The following is a 19815-nucleotide window of genomic DNA, read 5'->3' as shown; positions in this document are numbered from 1 at the left end:
CGCCGCCCCGGACCCACATTTCCCCGAACGACGCGGTTGCGGCGGGAAACGATCTCGGAGGTAAACCATGGACCAGCAGGCGGCATCTAAGCCCGAAGAGATTTGGCGACAGGCGTTTTACCGCGTGCAGCGCACTCTGGATATTCCGATCGTCTGGATGGCGATGGAGGCCGCGCGGCCTCTGGCGCTCGACGGCAACCATCTCATTGTCGGCTTGGATCCCAACGATCGTTACCTTTCCGTCAATTTACAGACCCACGAATATGCGACCGTGATCGATGACGCTCTTGCGGAGGTGGCCGGGCGGCCGCTAGCGCTGCATATCATCGAAGGTTTCTCGCTGGAAGATTACAAGGCGCGGCAGGCGCAGGAGCTGGTTTCGTCCGCGCCCGAGCCCGCGCCGCCGGCGGCCGCCGCAAATCACCAGGAGACCGCCGCGCCCGCCCCGCCGCGCTCGGCTCCGTCTGCGCCCGCTCGGGCCGCGCAGGCCGGCCATATGGATGAGGTCGTGGAGCTGATCCCTCACTGGGATAAGCTCAACGAGCGGCTCACCGTGGCGTTCAAGCACGCTCCGCTGGCGCGGTACCCGCATGGGCAGGCGGCGTTCCTGCTTCACGCCGTGAAGCTGATCTCGGCCACGATGGATCACTTTATGGACGCGCCGTTCGGCCAAGCCGATCCCATCCAGGAGCGCGCGCTGGCGAAGTGCGTGGAGCGGCTGGGCGTTACCGTGAGCCTCGACCCGTTCTTTATCTCTCTGGAGCTCATTCGATATCGCCGCGATCAGGGGCGTGATGTCGGCGGCTTCCCGCCGGCCTAATTATGTTGGGACTTTCAAGGAGCGTTATGCCGATCCGTGTCCGCACTACCCCAAAGTTAAGTTCACCCAAGCCGCGTTCACTGCGCCGCGCCGGTTTCGCGCTCGCGGCGGTGACCGCAATCACCATTTCCGGCTGCTCGCACAAAAGCTCCTCGAATCCGGCTCAAGAGCCGCTTCGAGTCGGGGTAATCCCGTTCGACAAAGCGAGCGTCATCATCGACGAGTATACGCCTCTGGCGACTTATCTCTCGAAGAAGACCGGACGACCCAGCGGGAAAGTATTCGTGACGCCTGAATACGCCGGCGTTTTGCAGGCGCTGCGCGCCGATCAGGTGGACTGCGCTTACCTCAGTCCGCTCGCGTATGTGCTGGCCGCGAACGAGTTCAAGAACCTCCCCGAGCATCTCGTGCCGATTGCGATGCCGTACTTCCATGGCAAGCTGACCTATCAGGGGATCATCTTTGTCCGTACGGACTCCGGGATCCATAAGATCACGGATTTCAAGGGCAAAAGCTTCGTCTTCGCGGACCGTACGTCCGCATCGGGTTATCTCTATCCCGCCGGCTTGATGAAGGAAGCGGGAGTCGATCCTCAGCGCGACGTCAAGGCCGCGAATATCACGGGAGCGGGCAGCGTGCTCGCCGTCTATAATAAAGTCGCCGATGGCGGCGCATCGTACGAGGACGCCATCGAGCAGCAGCTCAAAGACCCCGCCGAAGTCAAACAGATGTCGGTGATCGCCAAGACCGACCCGATCCCCAACGGTATGTTTGTCGCGCGCGGCAATCTCGATCCCAAGACGATCGCGGCGCTGCAGAAGGCGTTCGTGGACATCAATACGGACCCGGAAGGGCAGGCGGCGGCGCAGAAGATCCTGTATCCCAAGTGGGTGCCGGCGGACGACCCGTTTTTCGATTCCGTGCGTAAAAAAGCAACGATCCTGGGGCTGAGCCTGGAATCGCTCAAGGGCGTGAAGAAGAAGTAATCCCCACGTGCCTGACGCGATCGTTATCGAAAATCTTGTCCATTCCTACCGAGGCGGCGAGCCCGTCCTGCGCGGGCTGGACCTCCGCATCGCCGAAGGGGAATTCGTCGGACTGATCGGTCTCTCGGGCGCGGGCAAAAGCACGCTGCTGCGCTGTATCAACGGCCTGGTCACCCCGACCAGCGGCCGCTGCGTGGTGCTCGGAGAATCCGTCGAGAGCATGCCCGAATCCGAGCGGCGTTTGCTGCGCCGGCGAATTGGGATGATCTTTCAGGAGTTTAACCTCGTCGACCGGCTCACCGTGCTCAAGAATGTCCTGATCGGCCGCCTCGGCTACCTTCCCACGCTTTCTTCGTGTCTCCATCGGTTCCCCGCCTCGGATGTCGCGCTGGCGCGCGAGTGTCTCGCGCAAGTCGGCCTCGAGTCGCTGGAGCGCCGCCGCGTGCGCGACCTTTCGGGCGGGCAGAAGCAGCGTGTCGCCGTGGCGCGGACGATCGCGCAGGGCGCGCGCATCATCCTCGCCGATGAAGCTACGGCGAACCTCGATGTTCTCACCAAAGACGAGATCATGGATCTGCTTCAGGAGTTGGTGAATAAAACGGGCGCCACCATCCTCTGCTCCATGCACGATATCGCGCTCGCGCGGCGCTACTGCACGCGGATCATCGGCCTGAAGAACGGCGCGATCACCTTCGACGCCGCGCCGGACCAACTGAGCGACGCCGCCGTGGCGGAAGTCCTCGCGCGCCCGGTCCATGAGGCGGCGCGTTGAAAGTTTTTTCAATCCTTGGCGGTATCTTCGGTCTCCTCGCGATCGCGGCCCTCGTCGTCTGGTCCTTTCTGGGGCTGGAGGTTGACTGGGGGCATCTGCCGACGGGGCTTGCCGCCGGCGTCAGCTTTGTCGGGCGGATGATCCCACATGGCAGGGCGGATTTCCGATACGACCTGAGCCTGCGCGATCAGATCATGCAGCCGCTGCTCGACACCATCCAAATGGCGGTCGTCGGCACTGTTGCGGGAGCGATCCTGGCGTTCCCGATGTCGTTCGTCGCCGCCCGGACCAGCGTCTTTCCCCAGTCCCTGAGCGCGGCCATCAAAGCGTATCTGAATTTTTCCCGCGCCGTGCCGACGATCGTCTATGCCCTGATCATCCTCTCCGCCATCGGACTGGGGAAAACGGCAGGAGCGATCTCCATCGGTTACGTCACCTTTATTTCGCTGTCGAAATTGTACGCCGAGGCGCTGGAATCGGTCTCGATTGGGCCTATCGACGCCGTGCGTGCGTCGGGCGGGAACTCCGTGCAGGTCTTCGTCTTCGGCATGATGCCGCAAGTCTTTCCGCACTATCTCGCGACGACACTGTATTCTTTCGAGTATAATCTCAGGGACTCGTTTATCATCGGCATCGTGGGCGCCGGCGGGCTGGGAGCGCAGCTGCTCGACAGCATCCATGAGTTCAAGCTTTTGGATACCGGCGTCATCATCGCGCTGCTCATCATCTTGGTAAATATCGTGGATTACGGATCTTACCGTTTGCGCGCGGCGATCTCTTAGCGCTCCCGGAAAGGGGCCTTTGTTGGACAATCGAATTGTGAAATCGCTGGTGGCGCTGCTGCTGGTCGGCGTGATCGCGCTTTCGTTCCTCTCCGCGAAGACGCAATGGGACGACACGGGCGGCTCCGACGGCCTGATTCCCCAATCGAAGGCGAAGACGGCCCCCAACTTCACCATCCCGGATGTCGGGACCGGTCAGCTCGTGGACCTTCAGGCGACGGCGCGCCGGCAGCCCGTCGTGTTTTCGTTTTGGGCGACCTGGTGCGGCCCCTGCCGCATGGAGCTGCCGCATCTACAGGCGCTGTCGGAAAAGTATCGCGGCCGCGTTCAGTTCTACGGAATCAACGGCGACGCCTCACCGGAGACGATCAAGAAGTTCGCCGCTCAGAACAACCTTACGTTTCCCATGCTCTCGGATAACCAGGGAGTCGCGCACACTCGCTACAGCGTCGATAGTATTCCGCTGATGGTCGTGGTGGATCACGCGGGAAAGGTGCGGGCGGTAACGGAAGGATACGATCCGGAAATGGACGATCATCTCCCCAAAGTCCTGGACGCCTTAATCGCGGGGCAATAGGGGACAGTGTCCGCCTGCCTTCGGGAACTATTTCGAGCGCGCGGGTGTCTTAATGGATGTGAATACGGCGAACATCAGCCGAGAGGATGGAATCGGAATGGAAATGAATAGTGACGTGACGCGTCGCGGCTTTTTGAAGACTCTGACAATGGCCGGCGCGGCGGTTGCCGTGCTTCCGCTGCTGTCCCCCTCGGCCCGCGCCGCCGGCGGCTTCGAGAAGGTTGGCTCGGTCGGCGACTTCACCGTTGGCGATTTCAAGAAGGTGACGCTGTCGGATGGCGGCAGCATCTACGTCACCAAGCAAAGCGATGGCAAGTTCCTGGCGCTTTCCTCGCGCTGCACGCACAAGGGCTGTGAAGTGCTCTGGTCGCCCGGCGGTCATCAGTTCAAGTGTCCATGCCACGGCGGCCGGTTCGACGCCGCCGGCAAGAACGCGGGCGGCCCGCCGCAGACTCCGCTGCCTGAGCTCACGACCAAAGTCGAGGGCGGTTCGGTGCTGGTGCAGCCGTAATCGAAAGTTTATGCTTTGCCGGTCCGGGGTAGACTGCCTTCATATTGGAGGTTAGGTCTATGAAAGATCGTACACAAACCGCCGGAGAGATCCCCACGGGAGATCGAAAGCGAACTTCTCTATCCACCCACCTGCCGGCCAACACCGATGCGCTTGAGACAAACGAAAGCCGGCAGGCGTACGACTTACTCCCGGATCTGACAAAAGAAGAATGGCGCCGCGTCCACTTGGTGACGCGGTATGGCCGCCTGATCCAGGGAGCGGAGTACTTCGACCTCCGGAACCCCGCGCGCGGCGAGTTCATCGTCCATGAGCCCACAGAGGTTCATTCCGATGACATGTACGTCGCGAAGCATGAAGTCGACAGCGAGATCTGGGATCGTCTGCTGAGTAAAGTTTAGTCAGGAATTTCGGATTATAAGAGGCCGGGAGGAGATTTCCTCCCGGCCTCTCGCCGTTTATCAGAGAAACGCAAGCAGCCGTTCCAAAAACGCGCTCCCCGATTCCTCAAGCGGCTTTGTCAAGTCAAACTCCAGCGTCTCGACACGCGTCTGCCCCACTGTGATCTCCAATGACCGGGGGAGGCGCTCCGGGTAGATCAAAACCGCCGTCTTCACGCCTTTGGATTCGGCGTATGCGACTGCCTGCGCCACGTCTGCGGTGTTCGGCGTTTTAGGGCGCTTGTACTTGGTATCGAGGATGGCGATTGGGACGCCCTGGTCTCGGTCATAGATCACCAGGTCGATATGGAACTGGAGGCGATTCGTTGGATCTAGCTTGACTGTTTCCTGAACGCGCGCTTGCAGGCTGGGCGGCAGATGCTTTGTCAGCCACTCGGCGACGAAGAGTTCGAACAATCGGTCCATGTTGAGCATGAACGGCGGCATCGTGTGGTCGCCGCTGTATTCCAGATGTGGCCCCAGATGCTCCAGGAAGAAGCGGCAGAGGCCGTGGATCGGTTCGTAGTCCTGGTTGAGACGGTGATAAAGCCGGCCAAGGCATGCCTTGGCGTCGAATTGGGGAACGGCGATTTCCGAGGCGTACATGCGATAGGCGCGGCGGATGTGCGGGATTGTGGCTTCCGAGCAGCGTCCGCTTCGCGCAATTTGCTCCAAGCAGTAGGCGATGAGCTGGTTGTCGGAGATGTCCGCCGTGTGCTCCTCGAACTCGCAGTCCAAACGGCCGCGCCAGGGCTGCTGTACGTGGCGCGCGAAGTCCACTCGGCCACGGACGAAAGGGATATCGTCGGAGGTGGCGACGTACTCGCGATAGAGTCCGCGCCGGCGTCGTGCGATGGCGAGGTCCGCGAGCACGTGCGCGAGGCGGTCGAATAGCTCTTGGATGGATTTGACGCGAATCGTCCCAGGCAGGATCTTGAAGTTTTTCAGCCGATAGGCGTACTCCAGCATCCGGAAGAGGTTATCGATCAGAATGTGCGGGAAGATTTCGACGGAGAACTCGGGAGACACCGGCAGATAGCCGATCCAGCCTTGCGAGGTGATGGTCCAGCGGTCTTCGTTGAGCGGTGTCGGAAACTCCACCGTGACGGCGTGCGAATACTTGCGGCACAGGCGTAGCGCGAGATCCTCGGAGAGTTCGTCCCGGCGCAGCGTTTTGGGCTTGCGCTCCGACAGTCGGATGATGCGCGGGTTAGCCATGGAGGATCTTGTCCCGAACCTGCGGCCACCGGTAGGATGTCACCACCTGGGGCTGATCGAAGAAAAACTCCTCCAGATAGGGCTCGATTTCCACCGTCCAGATCTCCGGAAGATGGTCCGCGATGTCCGCGCGCAGAAAGTAGCTGATACCGATGTGGTAGTGGGGATCGTCGATGGCGTCGTTCACGCGGTTCAGCACACCGATCAGGCCATCGACCGGGAAGCCGGCGGCGCGATGGAACTTGCGCAGCGTTTCGTAATTGGGCGCGAGCGCGAAGAATGCGAAGCGGCGGCGCAGCGCGTGGTCGACAACGGCGAGGGACCGGTCGGCTGTGTTCATCGTCCCGATGATCCGCACGTTCTCCGGAATGGAGAACGGGACGCCGATGGCGAGATCGATCGTTTCTTTTCGATACTCCAGCAGATACATCAGCTCGCCGAACACGCGCGACAAATTGGCGCGGTTAATTTCGTCGATGATCAGCACGCATGCGCCGTTTACCCCGCGCGCTCGCCGGCAGAAGTTCACAAAACGTCCCGGGACCGGCTCCAGATTGAGCGTTCCGGCGGCGCCGGGGGTGGGGCGGATGCCGTAAATGAAGTCCTCATAGGCGTAGGACGGATGAAATTGGACGAGTTCGACGAAACCTTCCGTTTCCGCGATGAGAACCTTCGCCAATCGCTGGGCGGCGTATGTCTTTCCAGTTCCGGGAGGGCCGTAAAGGATCGCCTGGCCTTTGCGCTCAATCGCGCGCAGCCACTCCGCAATCGTCTTCTCGGAAATCCCTGTCTCCTCCGCGCATTCCGACATGGAGTAAGGCGGCGCGATCTTTGGAGCTGCGGAAAAATCGGACGGCGTCTCGCGCACGTATGCGCCTGGCGCGGAGCCGGACGCGCTGTATTGCAGGCTCGGCGGCGTCGGCGCCGCGAGGGCGGGCGTTTCGCCGTCGTGATAGATCGTATACAAGCCGTGCAGCATGTCCGACAGGTCCTCTTGGAGGACGCTTTCGTCCGGCAGAGGGAGCTTGTATTCGATGGCGAAGACATTTCCCTCCTCGAACGACTTGCACATCTGGCCCCGGGGATCTTTCAGATCGATGTCGAACTTAAGACCGCGCGCCCGGAAGTTCTTCTCCAGCAGAAGCGAACGCGCACGGTTCACGCGCTCACGATTCGCCCGGACGCCGCTCTCCGAAGCGCTATGGTTGAGCGACAAATAAACGGCGGAGCCGTCGGCGGCGAAGAGGTAGACCAGCGAGTAAGCCGCCGCGACTGTCGGCGCCTCCTCCGGCGAGTAGATCCGAACGTAGGGGACTTTCGCGCAGGTCGCGTTTCCGTTGGAGCCTTCGTATTCAAAGTGGTAATTGGGAAAGCGCAGCGGATTGATAAACTCCCGCAGATACTTCGGCGCGACCCGCGTGACAAAGTGACCGCGCTTGCGCATCGCGCCATTGGAGATCTGAGACGTGTAGTGCTTCTGTAAGTGAAGCACTTCGGACAAAGTATCGACCAGGGGCGGCTGCGGTCCGTCTTCGTCCAACTCTTCCTCATCCGTCGGTCCCGCGACGAAATATTGAAAGACCGTATCCAGGTCCCACAGGTGCAGACTGAGCCTCTCGGCAAGCCGAACGACCACGGCATTGATCGCTTCGTACTTTTCACCCGCCGTCGCGTCCCGCGTAAACTTCGGCCGTAACTTCAGTCGCTCCAGCGCCTGCGCCGACGTCCGGCTCCACGGCGCATACTTCGCCGGCGACACAATATGGAGGATCGCGGTGGCGATGGCGACGCTGAGGCCAGGCACGCGCGCCGTCGCACGATCGATGCGCCCGGCGATCGGCGCCCCTTCATCCAGTAAATCCGTCAGCGCCGCTCGAAGCGCCTCAATGTCCCGCGCGTCCACCCCACGCCGCAGAAACCCTCGCCAATGCTTGTTGTTTTCAAACTTGAGAAAGTCTCTGTATTGCGCCAACTCCAGGGAAGCGATTCTGTCCGGCTGAAATATCGCCCCGAATCGCGCCAGCACTTCCTCCCGCGCCGCCAAGATCGGAATAACGCTGATGTCTTGACGCGCGTCGGGAAGCAAGGCGGCGATGGTCTGCGCGGCTCGCTGTTCTGCGGTTGTGGAATTCTCCGGCATTAATTTCGCCTTACCAAAAGCCAAAAACAGCCGCCTCAATCTCTCAATTGAAGCGGCTGTAAATGACTTTAATATCTTGTCAGAGTGGTGGAGGATAGCGGGATCGAACCGCTGACCTCTTCAATGCCATTGAAGCGCTCTCCCAGCTGAGCTAATCCCCCGTGCGGCTGACGAGGAGTATATTACCCCGCCCCCGCGAAAATTGCAAGCCCCTCTGCAAGAAATTTTCTACTTTTGTGTTTTCAGGTACGCCACCAGCGCCGCGCTCTCGGCGGCCTTCAGGTGGTAAACGGGCATTGGCTTCTTGACCATGGAGCCGCTCTGAGTCACGCCGGTGTCCATCACGCGCGCGAAAGTCTTCTCGTTGTACGTCTTCGACAGGCTCGACCAGCGGATGCTCGGGGAGAAGCCGGGCTTGCCCTTGAGGTCGGCGCTGTGACAGCCATTGCATTGGTCCTTGGAGATCAAGGCCTTGCCGGCGGCGATCTGCTTGGCGTTCGTGGACGCCTTTGCTTTCATCGGAGCGTGGTGTGTTGCGGCGGTCGCGCCGACGGCGGCGACAAGAATTGCCGTCATGCCCAAGGGCCAGTGAATACGCATGTTGAGGATATCCTTTATCGTGGTGTGGGTGAGATGGCGCTGGTGGCCCCGAGCTTCGCCAGTTCGCGAAGCAAGATGTCATTGCCGGGATTGTCCGTCGCGTCGGCGTGCCGATGCGCGAAGCGAACGATGCCCTGGGTGTCGATAATAAACGTTCCGGGCATTTGAAACCCGTCGCCGGAAAGCCGGCCGATGATATGGCCGCGCAGCGTCGCGATCGCGCCGCGAACCCAGGAGCGCCATCCAAATAGCTGACCGAACGTCCCGCGTCCAAGTCCGTACGTCTGGAACGCCGTCAGATCGTCGCCGCAGACGAGAAGCGGGTAGGGCAGGTCGAGAAAGATCTGGAACGCCTTGCCGGTCTTCGGATCGCCCTGGCCGATACAGACGACTTCGGCGCCGGCGGCGCGAAACTGGGAGTAATCACGGCGCAGCCAGGCCGCCTGTTCGCGGCAGAACGTGCAGCCGTAGTGACGAAGAAACACCACGACGATTGGCCGGCGCGCCCAAAACTCCGAAAGGCGAACGGAGCCGCCTTCGGTCGAAGTCAGCGCGAGATCGGGCGCGTGGTCGCCGGCGCGCGGCGTTCTTGCGTCCCCGGCTTTGGGTGTATGAGCGCCTTCGGGAGAGTCTGTCATCCGCTCCGGCCTCCGTAAATCAATGACTGGTTAGTATACGACAACGCGCCCCGGAATGTTCCATGTGAGAGCGCCGTATTCCTTCGGTAATACCCAGAACGGGTGGGGTGGATTTTGGGAAACGCTTGTTCCCGATCCTCTGGTGAGCAAGCGGATTCGTTTCCGTTTCACCACGCCTTTTTCACCTTGTCGTCCGATGATTCATTCTCGACGCACCGAAATTTACAGTGGAGTGACAGCGCTATATTAGAACTGCCCAATCATGGGAATATCAGAAGGAAACAAGGCTTGGGATGCAGAAATTATCTTAATCGTGATGGGAAGCGCCAGGGAACGGCCCGGCGCTCTATTTTAGACGCCGAACAAACACAGGGATAGCATAATGCCGGATGAGAAGGACCAGGACGCATGGCTGATCGAGCGGTCGACGGCCCAGAACAATTGGGCTCAGGCCAAGTCGGATTACGCCACCGCCGTCACGCTTCATGATGCGGGGATCTACTACGCCGCCGTGTTTTTCGCGCAGCAGACCGCCGAAAAATGCCTCCGCGCCGCCTGCATCCTGCGTCTTCAGAAAAACCCGCGCGGACACAATATTATCCAGAGCGCCAACGCCCTGCACGCCCCTCTGGAAGTCATGAACGCGGCGGCGGAGCTGAACGCGGACTTCCTGACGGCGCGCACGGTGGAGGCCGCCGAGGGCGTTCCCGCGCAGATGTATGACCGCGAGATCGCGGTGCGCCATCTGGAAGCCGGACGCGTGGTGATGGACTGGGTCCGAGCCCTGATGTAATGTCCGCAGCTTCCCGTCATGTTCGTTTGCTCTACTTAATCCTCCTTTCTGAAACGGAAACACGGCGAATATGTCTTATTATCTTGGTATCGACATCGGCACGAGTGGGACGAAGACGCTCCTCGTGGATGTCGCCGGACGCCCGGTGGCGTCCGCCACGTTCGGTTATCCCCTCCTGACTCCCGCGCCCCAATGGGCCGAGCAGAACCCCTCCGATTGGTGGGACGCCGTTGTTCTGGGCGTTCGCGACATACTCGCGAAGTCCGGCGTCGCCGCATCGGAAATCGCCGGCGTCGGCCTCAGCGGACAGATGCACGGTTCGGTCTTTCTGGACAAGGACGACAACGTTCTGCGCCCCGCCATCCTGTGGTGCGATCAGCGCACGCAAGCCGAGTGCGATTGGATCACGGAGCAGGCGGGCCGGGAGAATTTGCCGCGCTTGATCGGCAATCCCGTGCTCACCGGATTTACCGCGCCGAAGATCGTCTGGCTGCGAAACCATGAGCCCGAGGTCTATGCGCGCGTCGCCAAGGTGCTGCTTCCCAAAGACTATATTCGCCTGAAATTGACGGGCGTCCACGCGACGGAAGTCTCCGACGCGAGCGGCACCGCGCTGTTCGATGTCGCCAACCGCCGCTGGTCGCTGGAGATGCTGGAGGCGGCGGGAATCCCGGCGTCCTGGATGCCGGAATCGGCGGAAAGCATCGAAGTGACCGGACATATCAACGCCGAGGCGGCCGGCGCCACCGGGCTGGCGATCGGCACTCCGGTCGTCGGCGGCGGCGGCGATCAGGCGGCGGGCGCCGTGGGCAGCGGTATCGTGGAGACGGGAATTGTCAGCAGCACTGTCGGCACCAGCGGCGTCGTGTTCGCGTTTTCGGATACTCCGGCCGCCGACCCGGGCCTGCGCGTCCATAGCTTCTGCCACGCCGTCCCCGGCAAGTGGCATACGATGGGAGTCGTGCTCTCCGCCGGCGGCAGCCTGCGCTGGCTGCGCGATACTTTCTACGGTCCCGAAACACTGGCGGCCAGCGCCGCCGGTCAGGATGTCTACGCGCGGATCGCCGACGAAGCGGCCGGCGTGGAGGCGGGCTCAGAGGGCTTGATCTTCCTGCCGTATTTGACGGGCGAGCGCACCCCGCATCCCGACCCGGATGCGCGCGGCGCGTTTGTCGGCCTGACGCTGCGGCATACGCGGGCGCACTTCGCGCGCGCCGTGCTGGAAGGCGTCGCGTTTGCTTTGAACGACACCTTCTTGATCTTCCAGGACATGGGCGTGGCGATCTCCGAAGTGCGCACGTCCGGCGGCGGCGCGAAGTCGCCCGTCTGGCGTCAGATCCATACCGACGTGACGGGCTACGCCCATCATACGCTGGCGGTCGATGAAGGCCCCGCGCTGGGCGCCGCGCTGCTCGCCGCCGTGGGAACGGGCGCGTACGCCACGGTGGCGGACGCCTGTACGGCCGCGATCAAAACGGTCGACAAGTGCGCGCCGGATCCGGCGGCGCACGAGCGTTATGTTCGGTTCAATGGAATCTACCGATCGCTTTACCCCGCCCTCAAAGGCGAGTTCGCCAATATCACACACGCGGTCGCTTCTTAAACCGACACGCCATTCGGCGGTAAGTTTGCCGAAGGAGAATTGTTCTGAAAACCCTGTCACAAGCCGCTCGCCGCCGGTCGCCGGCGGCCCGCGCCGTGCGCAATGCGGCGCCGCTGCTCTGTCTCTCACTGATCGCTGCGCCGGGCTGGAGCGCTTCGTCCGATATCGTCCCGCGCGGCAGCGTTTTGAATGACGCCTTCGCCAAGATGGCGCTGCTGAACGCGCTGCCGGGCTACTCCGCCGCCGATTTTTCGGGAGACGGCGTCTACACCCGACAGCAGCTCGCCCTGATCCTGGAAGGCGCGCTGCCGGATCTGGAGACGGCCAATCCGTCCGAAGCGATACTGGTGTCCCTGCGCGCCGCCGCGTCCGATCTCTCCCCGGAATTGGATGCGGATGGCGTGGATATGGGCGCGCTTTCCAGCGCTCTGGACAAAAGCGGCGCATCGATTGGCGGTTTCGTGCAGCCGGAGTATCGGATCAAGACGGGCGGCTCCTCGGACAGCGGCATTGGCGCTCAGGGCGTCTATCGCGTCACGGCGCTGGGAACCTACAATCCCAGGCTCCAGTACGCCGTGTCCCTCTCCGACTGGCCCAAAGAGTGGCGCCGCGATCTGAACAACGACGTGGGCGATCACTCCTTCACTCCCGTCAATGAAGCGTATGTCGCATGGAAAGGATCGCATGGCCTGGAGCTGCGCGCCGGACGCTTCTACAATGCGTGGGGGCCGGGAACGCGGGGCGCGACGTTAATGTCGGATAACGCGCCGCCATACGATCAGATCCGCCTGCGCTTTCCCTTCAGCCTGGGCTCCCGCCTGGGAAGAAATTATCTCTATACGCAGACCGCCGGCTTTTTCAAAGAGTATGGCGCGACGAAATATCTGGAAACGCGCCGCATCGAATACCGCTTCAGCCGCCAATGGAACGCCGACGTGCAGGAAGCGTTCAAGACGACGAGCGCGGGCGCGCTCTGGGCGACGCCGCTGCCGCTGAATTCTCAGGCATTGAGCCTTGATAAACTTATCCCCGGCGCCCGGCTCAAGAACATTGACCGCGAGTTTAACTACACGGTCAACCTCGGGGCCGCCTATACGCCCAGCCCCGACGATCGTATCTACGGCCAGTTCTTCATTGATGACCTGCGGTCGCCGTTCGGCAGCACCACCAAGGTCGTGCCGCGAAAGATCTCCTATCTGGTCGGCTCCGCGTTCAAAATCCCCCAGGGACCGTCCGTCACGCTGGAGTACACATACGCCGACCCGACGACCTACGCGTTTCAAAGCGATAAGGCGATCTGGCAGAATGGGACACACAACTGGATGGGACTTCCATCCGGGCCAAACTCCAGCGAGATTTATTTAGGGGTCACGCAAAAGTTCGCCGGCCGCATTACGGCCACCGTGGAAGGGCGGGAGCGCCGGCGTCCGCACAACTCCTTCCCCGCGCCCCAGGCCAGCGCCTTCGGCGCGCGCGTCCGATACGACAGCACCCCGTCGAGCGCGTTCATCGTCGGCTACTATGATTACAAGCAAAATCCCTTTCCTTTCGCGCCCGGCCAGCCGGGCTATCCCCCGGACACCGGCCTGACGCCTGTCGGCGAAGGCGATCAAGGGACATATGTGCGCCGCCGCGAAGTGGATCTCTCGTATCAGTTCGCGTTTTAGGGAGATACTTTACCGATGGCCCGTTCTTTTGGAGAGCCGCTGACGAAACTGCGAGCCGTCCCGATTATCGATAATGGGGAGCCCCTCGTGGACCCGAGGACCCTTTCATCGCGTGTCGCGTTCGCCGAGAAGCATCCGTACTTCACCGAGATGAAATGCACGCCGCACGTCCGCAAGAGCGTCGCCGAAATGATCGCCCGCGCCGCGGATTCGCTGCCGGAAGGGCTGACTCTGACGATCATTGAGGGATACCGTCCTCTTGCCCAGCAGCGCTGGATGTACGAACAGATCAAAAACGAGTTCGCGACGAAACATCCGGAGTGGAGCAAGGCGACGCTGCACCGCGTGACGAATACCATGTCCGCTCCGCCCGAGGACCGCTGCCCGCCGCCGCACACCACCGGCGGCGCATTCGATCTGGGGCTGGTCGATACGAAAACAAACACCCCGCTGGATATGATCTCCCCATTCCCAATGGATTCGACGAGCGCGCCGACGGAGCGAAAAGGGCTGAGCGACGAAGCGCGGCGTAACCGAGACTTGCTGGTCAAAACGCTCACCGCGGCGGGCCTGACAAATTACGCCGGCGAGTGGTGGCATTGGTCCTACGGCGACTCGGGATGGGCGCTGCGCGTCGGCGCCCCGCACGCGATTTACGGCGCGCTTCCGGCCGATACTTCTCCTGGCGAGTGACGCTGTATTAAATCCGTGTTAAGCTTCTTGCGCGAAGTGACAATTGGGCCGGTATTTTTACCGGGAGCGGGTATATAGATTACGGAACTTACCGAATTCGGCGGGGCGGCTGAGCCGCGCCCAGGAAGGCAATCGGCAGATGAAATTTTTTATCGACACCGCGAACGCGGATGAAATCAAGAAGGCGAAAGAGTGGGGGATCCTGGACGGCGTTACGACCAATCCCAGCCTGATCGCGAAAGAAGGCGTGGACCACAAGACACGCGTGATGGAGATCGTCAATATCGTCGGTGATCTGCCCGTCTCTGCGGAGTGCGTGGAAACCGATTACGATAAGCTGCTCGCGGAAGCCAAGGATATCGCGTCCTGGGCGCCCAACATCTATGTGAAGGTGCCGATGACGCCCACCTCGATGGAAGTGGTCAAGGAGCTGTCTCCCAACGGCGTCAACTTCAACGTCACCCTGATCTTTTCGCTGCCCCAGGCGCTGCTGGCGGCGAAGGCCGGCGCGTCGTTCATCTCCTTCTTCGTAGGCCGCATCGACGATATGGGCAGCGGCGAAGCCGCGCAGAATATCTCCGACGCCGTCGAGATGGTGGAGACGTACGAGTTCCCGAAGAACCCCGAGATCCTCGTCGCGTCCATTCGCGGACCGCTCCAGGTGGTCGAGAGCATCCGCTCCGGCGCGCACATCGCGACCATCCCTTACAAGATCATGGAGCAGTTGTTCCATCATCCGCTGACGGATATCGGCATCAAGAAGTTCTACGATGACTATCTGAAGGCCACCGGCAAAACCGCGTAATTTCAACCCGCGCAACTGCATTTTTCGCAGACAAAAGAGGCGTCCCGAATATTCGGGACGCCTCTTTTGTGTCTGGCTCAGATTACGTGGGGTTCAGATAGTAGGCGTTCGGGTTAGCGCCCTGAGAGCGCCCCGTGATGCTGCCGGGGGCCACGCCGTCCAGCGCCTGAGCGATATCGGCGCCCAATTGCGGAACGTAGAGATAGGACGAATGCAGGGTCGCGCCGTTCGGAATCACGCCGTTCGCTTCAAGCTGCGCGATATATTGCGGCGTCAGCACTCCCGAGCAGTCGAGTGAATAGACATTGGGCTGCTGCTGTCCGATGTTATACGCCGGACCCGTCTGCCCCATCCGTCCTCCATAGGCCGGGTTGTGGACATTCTTGTCATCATAGATCGGGTTATTTCCCTGATAGGCGGCTTGCGAGGACGCGAGGACGTCGTCATTATTGGAGAAGTACACCGTGACGACGGCGCTCGGATCGGTCTGGGAAATCTGCGATCCCTGACCGACCAGGCCCGTGGCGGGGATCTGGAACGCGCCGTTGTTGATATCCGCCGCCAGCATCAGCACATGGTCGATCTGAACGCCGGAGACGCTGAGCATCCCCACCATATCCATATAGTTGCCTTCGGAATGGCACACGATATTGAGAGTCAGGTTCGATATGCCGTTCGTGGAGCGCAAGCCTTGCATGAACGACAGCACGTTGCCGAACGCCTGGCTGCTGCCGTTGATGTTGTCGCGGATCGTTCCCTGCGTCCCCGCCGGCGGGAATGCGTAGCTGTCCGAGGAGTAATACAGTCCGCTCCAATATTCGTCGTAACTGGGCCAGTCAAATCCGACGACTAGCCCGGTGTAACTGGAGTTTGCAAGATTGGCTCCCAGCGCGGAGGTTCCCGCGACGGCGTCCACCCACAGATTTCCGAGGCCGTGAATAAAGAGCGTGAGCTGCGATGATCCATACTGCTGACTCTGAGCCTGGAGGTTCGTGACGATCGCCTGCTGGAAGGAGTTCGGAGGGGTGGTGGACGGCGTCGGCGACTGCATTTGAAAGTCCGAAGCATTGGGATCGTTTGCCTGGTCCTGCGAAAGCGCCCACCAGAGGTTCCCATTCGCCAGGGGATAGACCTGGTTTACGGGAGATGTCGCGGGCTGAAATGGGTTGTAGGGCGTATTGTCGTTGTTAATGTTATAGCGATTGGTGATCATGAAACTGTAGTCCGTGGCCGCCGGCGCCTTGAGGGCGGCGGGGGAGGCGACAAGCCGGGTTCCCTTCCAGGGGCTCGGCGGAAGCGCCCCCGATCCGGGCGCCCCGGGCTGCAGGGCGATCGGGGCCGACAGGCGAGGATCGGGATCGACACTGTTCTCCAGATCGGCCGCTTGGGATGTGAGGGTTGTTTCGGACATTAAGATCTCCTGTTCTCGAATCACTTTCATGATGTCGCGCAGAGAGTGCTCGCGATCTTGTGGGCGTGCGTCCAAATGGGTTGCCGTCACAGAATAGCAATCATCGCGTTAAATCACAGGTTGGCGTACTGTTACAGGACGTCGCTATGTCTGTCGGGATACATTATCCATGCATCCGGCTTCACTGCATTGTATCAATCAGACGGATTTGAGTCAAGATTTTTATTTTCCCTCCGCTCTCCAGTAATCCCGTATTTCTGCCGATATAGATGATGACAACTTACCACAGGAGGCCCCGATGCCCTTAGACATTATGTCTGGCTTCAGCGGCGGCGCAGCGTCCACAGGCGCCGCGCAGACCGGCGCACCTCCCGTCAGCGGTTCGGAACCGACCGTTACCTTCGCTTCTCTGCTCACCGGCAAAGCGACGGACAGCCCGCAGGGCGCCGTTGCAAAATCCGGCGAGGGCCCAAGCGCCAAGAAGGACGACGATTCGAAATCCGATACGACGGGGGACGCTACGCCCACACTGGACCCATCTCTTGCCGCGCAGAACCTCGTTCTGCCGACCGTGACGGCGCCGATCATGACGCCGCCGACGCCAAAAAAATCAGAGCCGAACGTTCCGTCGACTACGGAGCCTTTGGCCGGAAAAAGTGTCGCAATGGACACCAGCTCGATGCTTTCCCGCCCCACGGCGGTCAAAAGCGCCACCGGCGGTGAATTGCTTTCCACTCTCAAACAAACACTTGACAGCGCTGCGTCCGCAGGCGCCGTCGCGCCGGCGTCCGCCCTGAAAACGACCGCGCAAGATCCTGCTTCGGCCATCGCGGCCGGCCAGGCCGCCGCGCCGGTCATTGCCTCGGAAGCGCTGACTGGCGTCGCCTTGCCAAAACAGGCGACGGCCAAGACCGATGATACGGATACCGCGAAAGGCGCGGCGGTCCCCCAAGCTTCCACGAAGTTTGGGACGCCCAGTGACATCGCCGCGGCGGCGGAAATTTCGGCGGGGTTTGCCGGCGTGTCCAACGCCCATCTTCAGAAGCGCGAGACTTCGCTGCTGACGGAGAAACCGGCGCCCAGCGTCTCTTCGCCGGTTTCTCCAGTCACAACGGGAGTGAAGGCGGCGACCAACGTGGCTATCCCGACGATCGCCACGCTGGAGCCGTTGAAATCGACTCCCCTGGAGGCGTCTCTGTTAAAATCGGCGCAGCCGGCCCCAGATACGGCCCAGGCGCTGACGGCGCCGCTCACGGCCGACAAGTCGGCGAATTTGACGCTCCCCGTTGGCTCAGCTGCGCCGGCGACGGCGGAAAAACTCCTTGCGCCGACGCCAGCCTCACTTCCAGCCACGGACAGCGCGCCGCTGGCTCAAGCGGCGGCCAGCACATCGCCGATCGCCTCGGCGGCCAATTCCCAACCGGCGTCCGCCACGGTTTCGGTCCAGACGATTGCGGCGGCGGCCATTGTTCCGGCGGCTGCAAACTCGCTCGATATTTCCTCGAAATTACCCCTGAGAAAAATACCGGGTCTCGCCGATAATAAAACTGTGAACGACGCTAAGGCGCTGACGAAAGGCGCCGCGAAAGTGGACACGACGAGTTTGCTGCAATCGCTGAATGGTAAAGCCTCCATCAGCTCGAAATCCAGCGCTCTTTCCCCACTTTCCGAAGCGCTCGTCAAAGCAGAGATTACGACGGACGGCAAGAAGAACGGAAGCGACGTGACATCTCAAGCGATGCAGACAAGTTCGGAAACCGGGAATACGACGCTGACGATCCAGGATCAACACATCAGCGTTCCAATGCCCGCTCAGGACCGCGCCGCGATGATCACGAAAGTCGTCGACAAGATCGGCGAGATGAAGCTGGACGCTCAGGGGAAAGGCGGCGACAAAGTGACGCTGCAGCTGCATCCTCAGGATTGGGGCCAGCTGAATCTGACGGTGACGATGACGCCCAAAGTGGACGCCAGCGGCCAGACGACCACCATGGTCACCGCGCATGTCGCGGCGGAGAACCCCGTGGTGAAGCAAGCTCTGGAAAGCCACTTGAACGATCTTCGCCGCAGTTTGAACGAGCAGGGACTGAAACTGGATACGCTGACCGTAACCGTGGACACGGTAAGCGCCGCGTCCGCTTCGGCGCAATCGGGCGGAAGCGGTTTGATGTCCGGGCATCATCCATCAAACGATGGTTCTCAGACGCAGACCAGCCAATCTCAAGCGCAGTCCGGCGGCTTCGACGGATCCAATCAAGGCCAGCGAGCCTTCGCCGACTTCGGCGCCGGACAATTCGGCGGCGGTCAGCGCGGCCAGCAAAGCCAGCAGCCGTCCTGGACGGCGCACGATGCGGATCTGGACACGGTTCCGACAGTCGCAGCCATTCGGTCAAACGCCTCAGGACGCGTTGACGTCCGAGCTTAAAGGAGAACACTTATGTCCGTCGCAACTCTCAACTCAATTACTTCCGATACATCTCTGGCGCCGACAAACGCCAGTGGAACCGCAAAGCAGAACACCGAGGATCCCAAGACCCAGTTCTTGCAGCTTCTCGTCACGCAGCTGCAAAACCAGGACCCGCTCAACCCGACCGACCAGAAAGACATGCTCGCTCAGCTGGCGCAGTTCTCCTCGCTGGAGCAGATGCAGAACCTCAATACGACGATGTCGAGCTCCACCTCGATCCAGCAGCTCGGCCAGGGCTCGGCGCTCATCGGCAAGACGGTCACCACCGTCACGAGCGATGGCGCCGCCGGTCCTTCAGGAGTGGTCAGCTCCGTTCTGATGAAGAGCGGCGTCGCCTACCTGCACATCGGCAGTGACGACGTGGAAATGTCCACGGTCAGCACCGTGAAGTAGCGTTTCAAATGAATAGCGTTGATATCGAAAACAGAATAATCGGCGCGAGTCCCCGGATCGGCGCTCCCAAGCCCGCTTCGGTCCCATCCGCAAACACCGCCGCTTCCGGCCCGAGCTTCAGCAAGATCCTCAGCGATCAGCTCGCCGACAGCGGAGCCAAGGCGAACGTCAAGTTCTCCGGGCATGCGCAGAGCCGGCTGGCTTCTCGCAATATCCACTTGACCAGCGAAGACATTGCGAAAATCGGCGACGGCATCACAAAAGCCGCCGCGAAGGGCGCCAAAGAATCGCTGTTCCTGACCGACAAAGCCGCGCTGGTCGTCTCCGTGGCGAACCGGACGGTAATCACCGCCGTGGACAAAACGGCGCTCAAAGACAATATCTTTACCAACATCGACAGCGCCATGATCATTTAAGATCCTGGCCCGACCGGCGCGAAGCGCCACCAACAACCACACGGCCGGACCTCCGATTGAGGACGCCGTAATTACCCGCAGGC

At 61.1% G+C, this 19815-nt stretch carries 20 protein-coding genes and 1 tRNA gene; 15 read left to right on the top strand and 6 right to left on the bottom strand.

Features of this window, described 5'->3' with window-relative positions; genetic code table 11:
- Positions 1-67 precede the first annotated feature (67 nt).
- From D5261_RS24470 to D5261_RS24440, 7 genes are all read left to right on the top strand, one after another.
- Positions 68-820, top strand: a complete 753-nt coding sequence (locus tag D5261_RS24470) for a hypothetical protein (protein WP_119319512.1) — start codon at positions 68-70, stop codon at positions 818-820.
- A 26-nt stretch (positions 821-846) separates the two neighbouring features.
- A complete protein-coding gene (locus D5261_RS24465; RefSeq protein WP_165863916.1) occupies positions 847-1806 on the top strand; it encodes a phosphate/phosphite/phosphonate ABC transporter substrate-binding protein in 960 nt (319 codons plus the stop codon).
- 7 nt (positions 1807-1813) lie between these two features.
- Entirely contained in the window at positions 1814-2578 is a 765-nt protein-coding gene (gene phnC, locus D5261_RS24460; protein ID WP_119319514.1) for a phosphonate ABC transporter ATP-binding protein, read from the top strand.
- On the top strand, positions 2575-3360 hold the full coding sequence (gene phnE, locus D5261_RS24455) for a phosphonate ABC transporter, permease protein PhnE (protein ID WP_119319515.1): 786 nt from the start codon (positions 2575-2577) through the stop codon (positions 3358-3360). Before phnC ends, phnE begins: the two co-directional genes overlap by 4 nt.
- Before the next feature lie 22 nt (positions 3361-3382).
- On the top strand, positions 3383-3937 hold the full coding sequence (locus tag D5261_RS24450; RefSeq protein WP_165863917.1) for a TlpA family protein disulfide reductase: 555 nt from the start codon (positions 3383-3385) through the stop codon (positions 3935-3937).
- A gap of 97 nt (positions 3938-4034) precedes the next feature.
- A complete protein-coding gene (locus tag D5261_RS24445; RefSeq protein ID WP_165863942.1) occupies positions 4035-4448 on the top strand; it encodes a Rieske 2Fe-2S domain-containing protein in 414 nt (137 codons plus the stop codon).
- A gap of 59 nt (positions 4449-4507) precedes the next feature.
- Positions 4508-4849 (top strand): hypothetical protein, encoded by a 342-nt coding sequence (locus D5261_RS24440; RefSeq protein ID WP_119319518.1) that lies wholly within the window; start codon positions 4508-4510, stop codon positions 4847-4849.
- Positions 4850-4909: 60 nt separating this feature from the next.
- Here the strand turns inward: D5261_RS24440 and D5261_RS24435 are convergent, their stop codons facing one another.
- The 5 genes from D5261_RS24435 to D5261_RS24415 form a co-directional block, all read right to left on the bottom strand.
- Positions 4910-6106 carry an McrC family protein gene (locus D5261_RS24435; RefSeq protein WP_119319519.1) on the bottom strand — a complete coding sequence of 399 codons (1197 nt, stop codon included), beginning with the start codon at positions 6104-6106 and terminating at the stop codon, positions 4910-4912.
- Positions 6099-8246 carry an MrcB family domain-containing protein gene (locus tag D5261_RS24430; RefSeq protein ID WP_165863918.1) on the bottom strand — a complete coding sequence of 716 codons (2148 nt, stop codon included), beginning with the start codon at positions 8244-8246 and terminating at the stop codon, positions 6099-6101. Before D5261_RS24430 ends, D5261_RS24435 begins: the two co-directional genes overlap by 8 nt.
- Positions 8247-8331: 85 nt before the next feature.
- Positions 8332-8407: transfer RNA gene (locus tag D5261_RS24425), tRNA-Ala, on the bottom strand.
- A 67-nt stretch (positions 8408-8474) separates the two neighbouring features.
- Positions 8475-8846 carry a c-type cytochrome gene (locus D5261_RS24420; RefSeq protein ID WP_119319520.1) on the bottom strand — a complete coding sequence of 124 codons (372 nt, stop codon included), beginning with the start codon at positions 8844-8846 and terminating at the stop codon, positions 8475-8477.
- Between the two features lie 14 nt (positions 8847-8860).
- The gene (locus D5261_RS24415) at positions 8861-9484 is read right to left on the bottom strand and encodes a peroxiredoxin-like family protein (RefSeq protein ID WP_119319521.1); all 624 of its coding nucleotides are present in this window, start codon (positions 9482-9484) and stop codon (positions 8861-8863) included.
- A 382-nt stretch (positions 9485-9866) separates the two neighbouring features.
- Here D5261_RS24415 and D5261_RS24410 point away from each other — a divergent pair, with 382 nt between their 5' ends.
- The 5 genes from D5261_RS24410 to D5261_RS24390 all read left to right on the top strand — a co-directional run bounded on the left by D5261_RS24410 (position 9867) and on the right by D5261_RS24390 (position 15045).
- Entirely contained in the window at positions 9867-10277 is a 411-nt protein-coding gene (locus D5261_RS24410; protein WP_119319522.1) for a HEPN domain-containing protein, read from the top strand.
- 70 nt (positions 10278-10347) lie between these two features.
- Complete coding sequence (gene xylB, locus D5261_RS24405; protein WP_119319523.1) at positions 10348-11880, top strand: xylulokinase; 1533 nt, start codon at positions 10348-10350, stop codon at positions 11878-11880.
- A gap of 95 nt (positions 11881-11975) precedes the next feature.
- On the top strand, positions 11976-13547 hold the full coding sequence (locus D5261_RS24400; RefSeq protein WP_119319524.1) for a capsule assembly Wzi family protein: 1572 nt from the start codon (positions 11976-11978) through the stop codon (positions 13545-13547).
- A gap of 15 nt (positions 13548-13562) precedes the next feature.
- A complete protein-coding gene (locus D5261_RS24395; protein ID WP_119319525.1) occupies positions 13563-14240 on the top strand; it encodes a M15 family metallopeptidase in 678 nt (225 codons plus the stop codon).
- A gap of 139 nt (positions 14241-14379) precedes the next feature.
- On the top strand, positions 14380-15045 hold the full coding sequence (locus D5261_RS24390; RefSeq protein WP_119319526.1) for a transaldolase family protein: 666 nt from the start codon (positions 14380-14382) through the stop codon (positions 15043-15045).
- A gap of 82 nt (positions 15046-15127) precedes the next feature.
- Here D5261_RS24390 and D5261_RS24385 read toward each other — a convergent pair whose 3' ends face one another.
- Positions 15128-16456 carry an alpha/beta hydrolase gene (locus D5261_RS24385; protein ID WP_165863919.1) on the bottom strand — a complete coding sequence of 443 codons (1329 nt, stop codon included), beginning with the start codon at positions 16454-16456 and terminating at the stop codon, positions 15128-15130.
- 298 nt (positions 16457-16754) lie between these two features.
- Here D5261_RS24385 and D5261_RS24380 point away from each other — a divergent pair, with 298 nt between their 5' ends.
- The 3 genes from D5261_RS24380 to D5261_RS24370 are packed head-to-tail and all read left to right on the top strand — an operon-like array spanning position 16755 to position 19732.
- Positions 16755-18881: a flagellar hook-length control protein FliK gene (locus D5261_RS24380; RefSeq protein WP_119319528.1), complete on the top strand. Its 2127-nt coding sequence runs from the start codon at positions 16755-16757 to the stop codon at positions 18879-18881.
- A 12-nt stretch (positions 18882-18893) separates the two neighbouring features.
- Positions 18894-19316 carry a flagellar hook capping FlgD N-terminal domain-containing protein gene (locus D5261_RS24375; RefSeq protein WP_119319529.1) on the top strand — a complete coding sequence of 141 codons (423 nt, stop codon included), beginning with the start codon at positions 18894-18896 and terminating at the stop codon, positions 19314-19316.
- Between the two features lie 8 nt (positions 19317-19324).
- Positions 19325-19732, top strand: coding sequence for a TIGR02530 family flagellar biosynthesis protein (locus D5261_RS24370; RefSeq protein ID WP_119319530.1), 408 nt, complete (start codon positions 19325-19327; stop codon positions 19730-19732).
- The last annotated feature ends 83 nt before the right edge of the window (positions 19733-19815 follow it).

The sequence above is a fragment of the Capsulimonas corticalis genome, from assembly GCF_003574315.2.
Classification (GTDB): Bacteria; Armatimonadota; Armatimonadia; order Armatimonadales; family Capsulimonadaceae; genus Capsulimonas; species Capsulimonas corticalis.
This window is presented reverse-complemented; position numbering and strand designations above follow the sequence as displayed.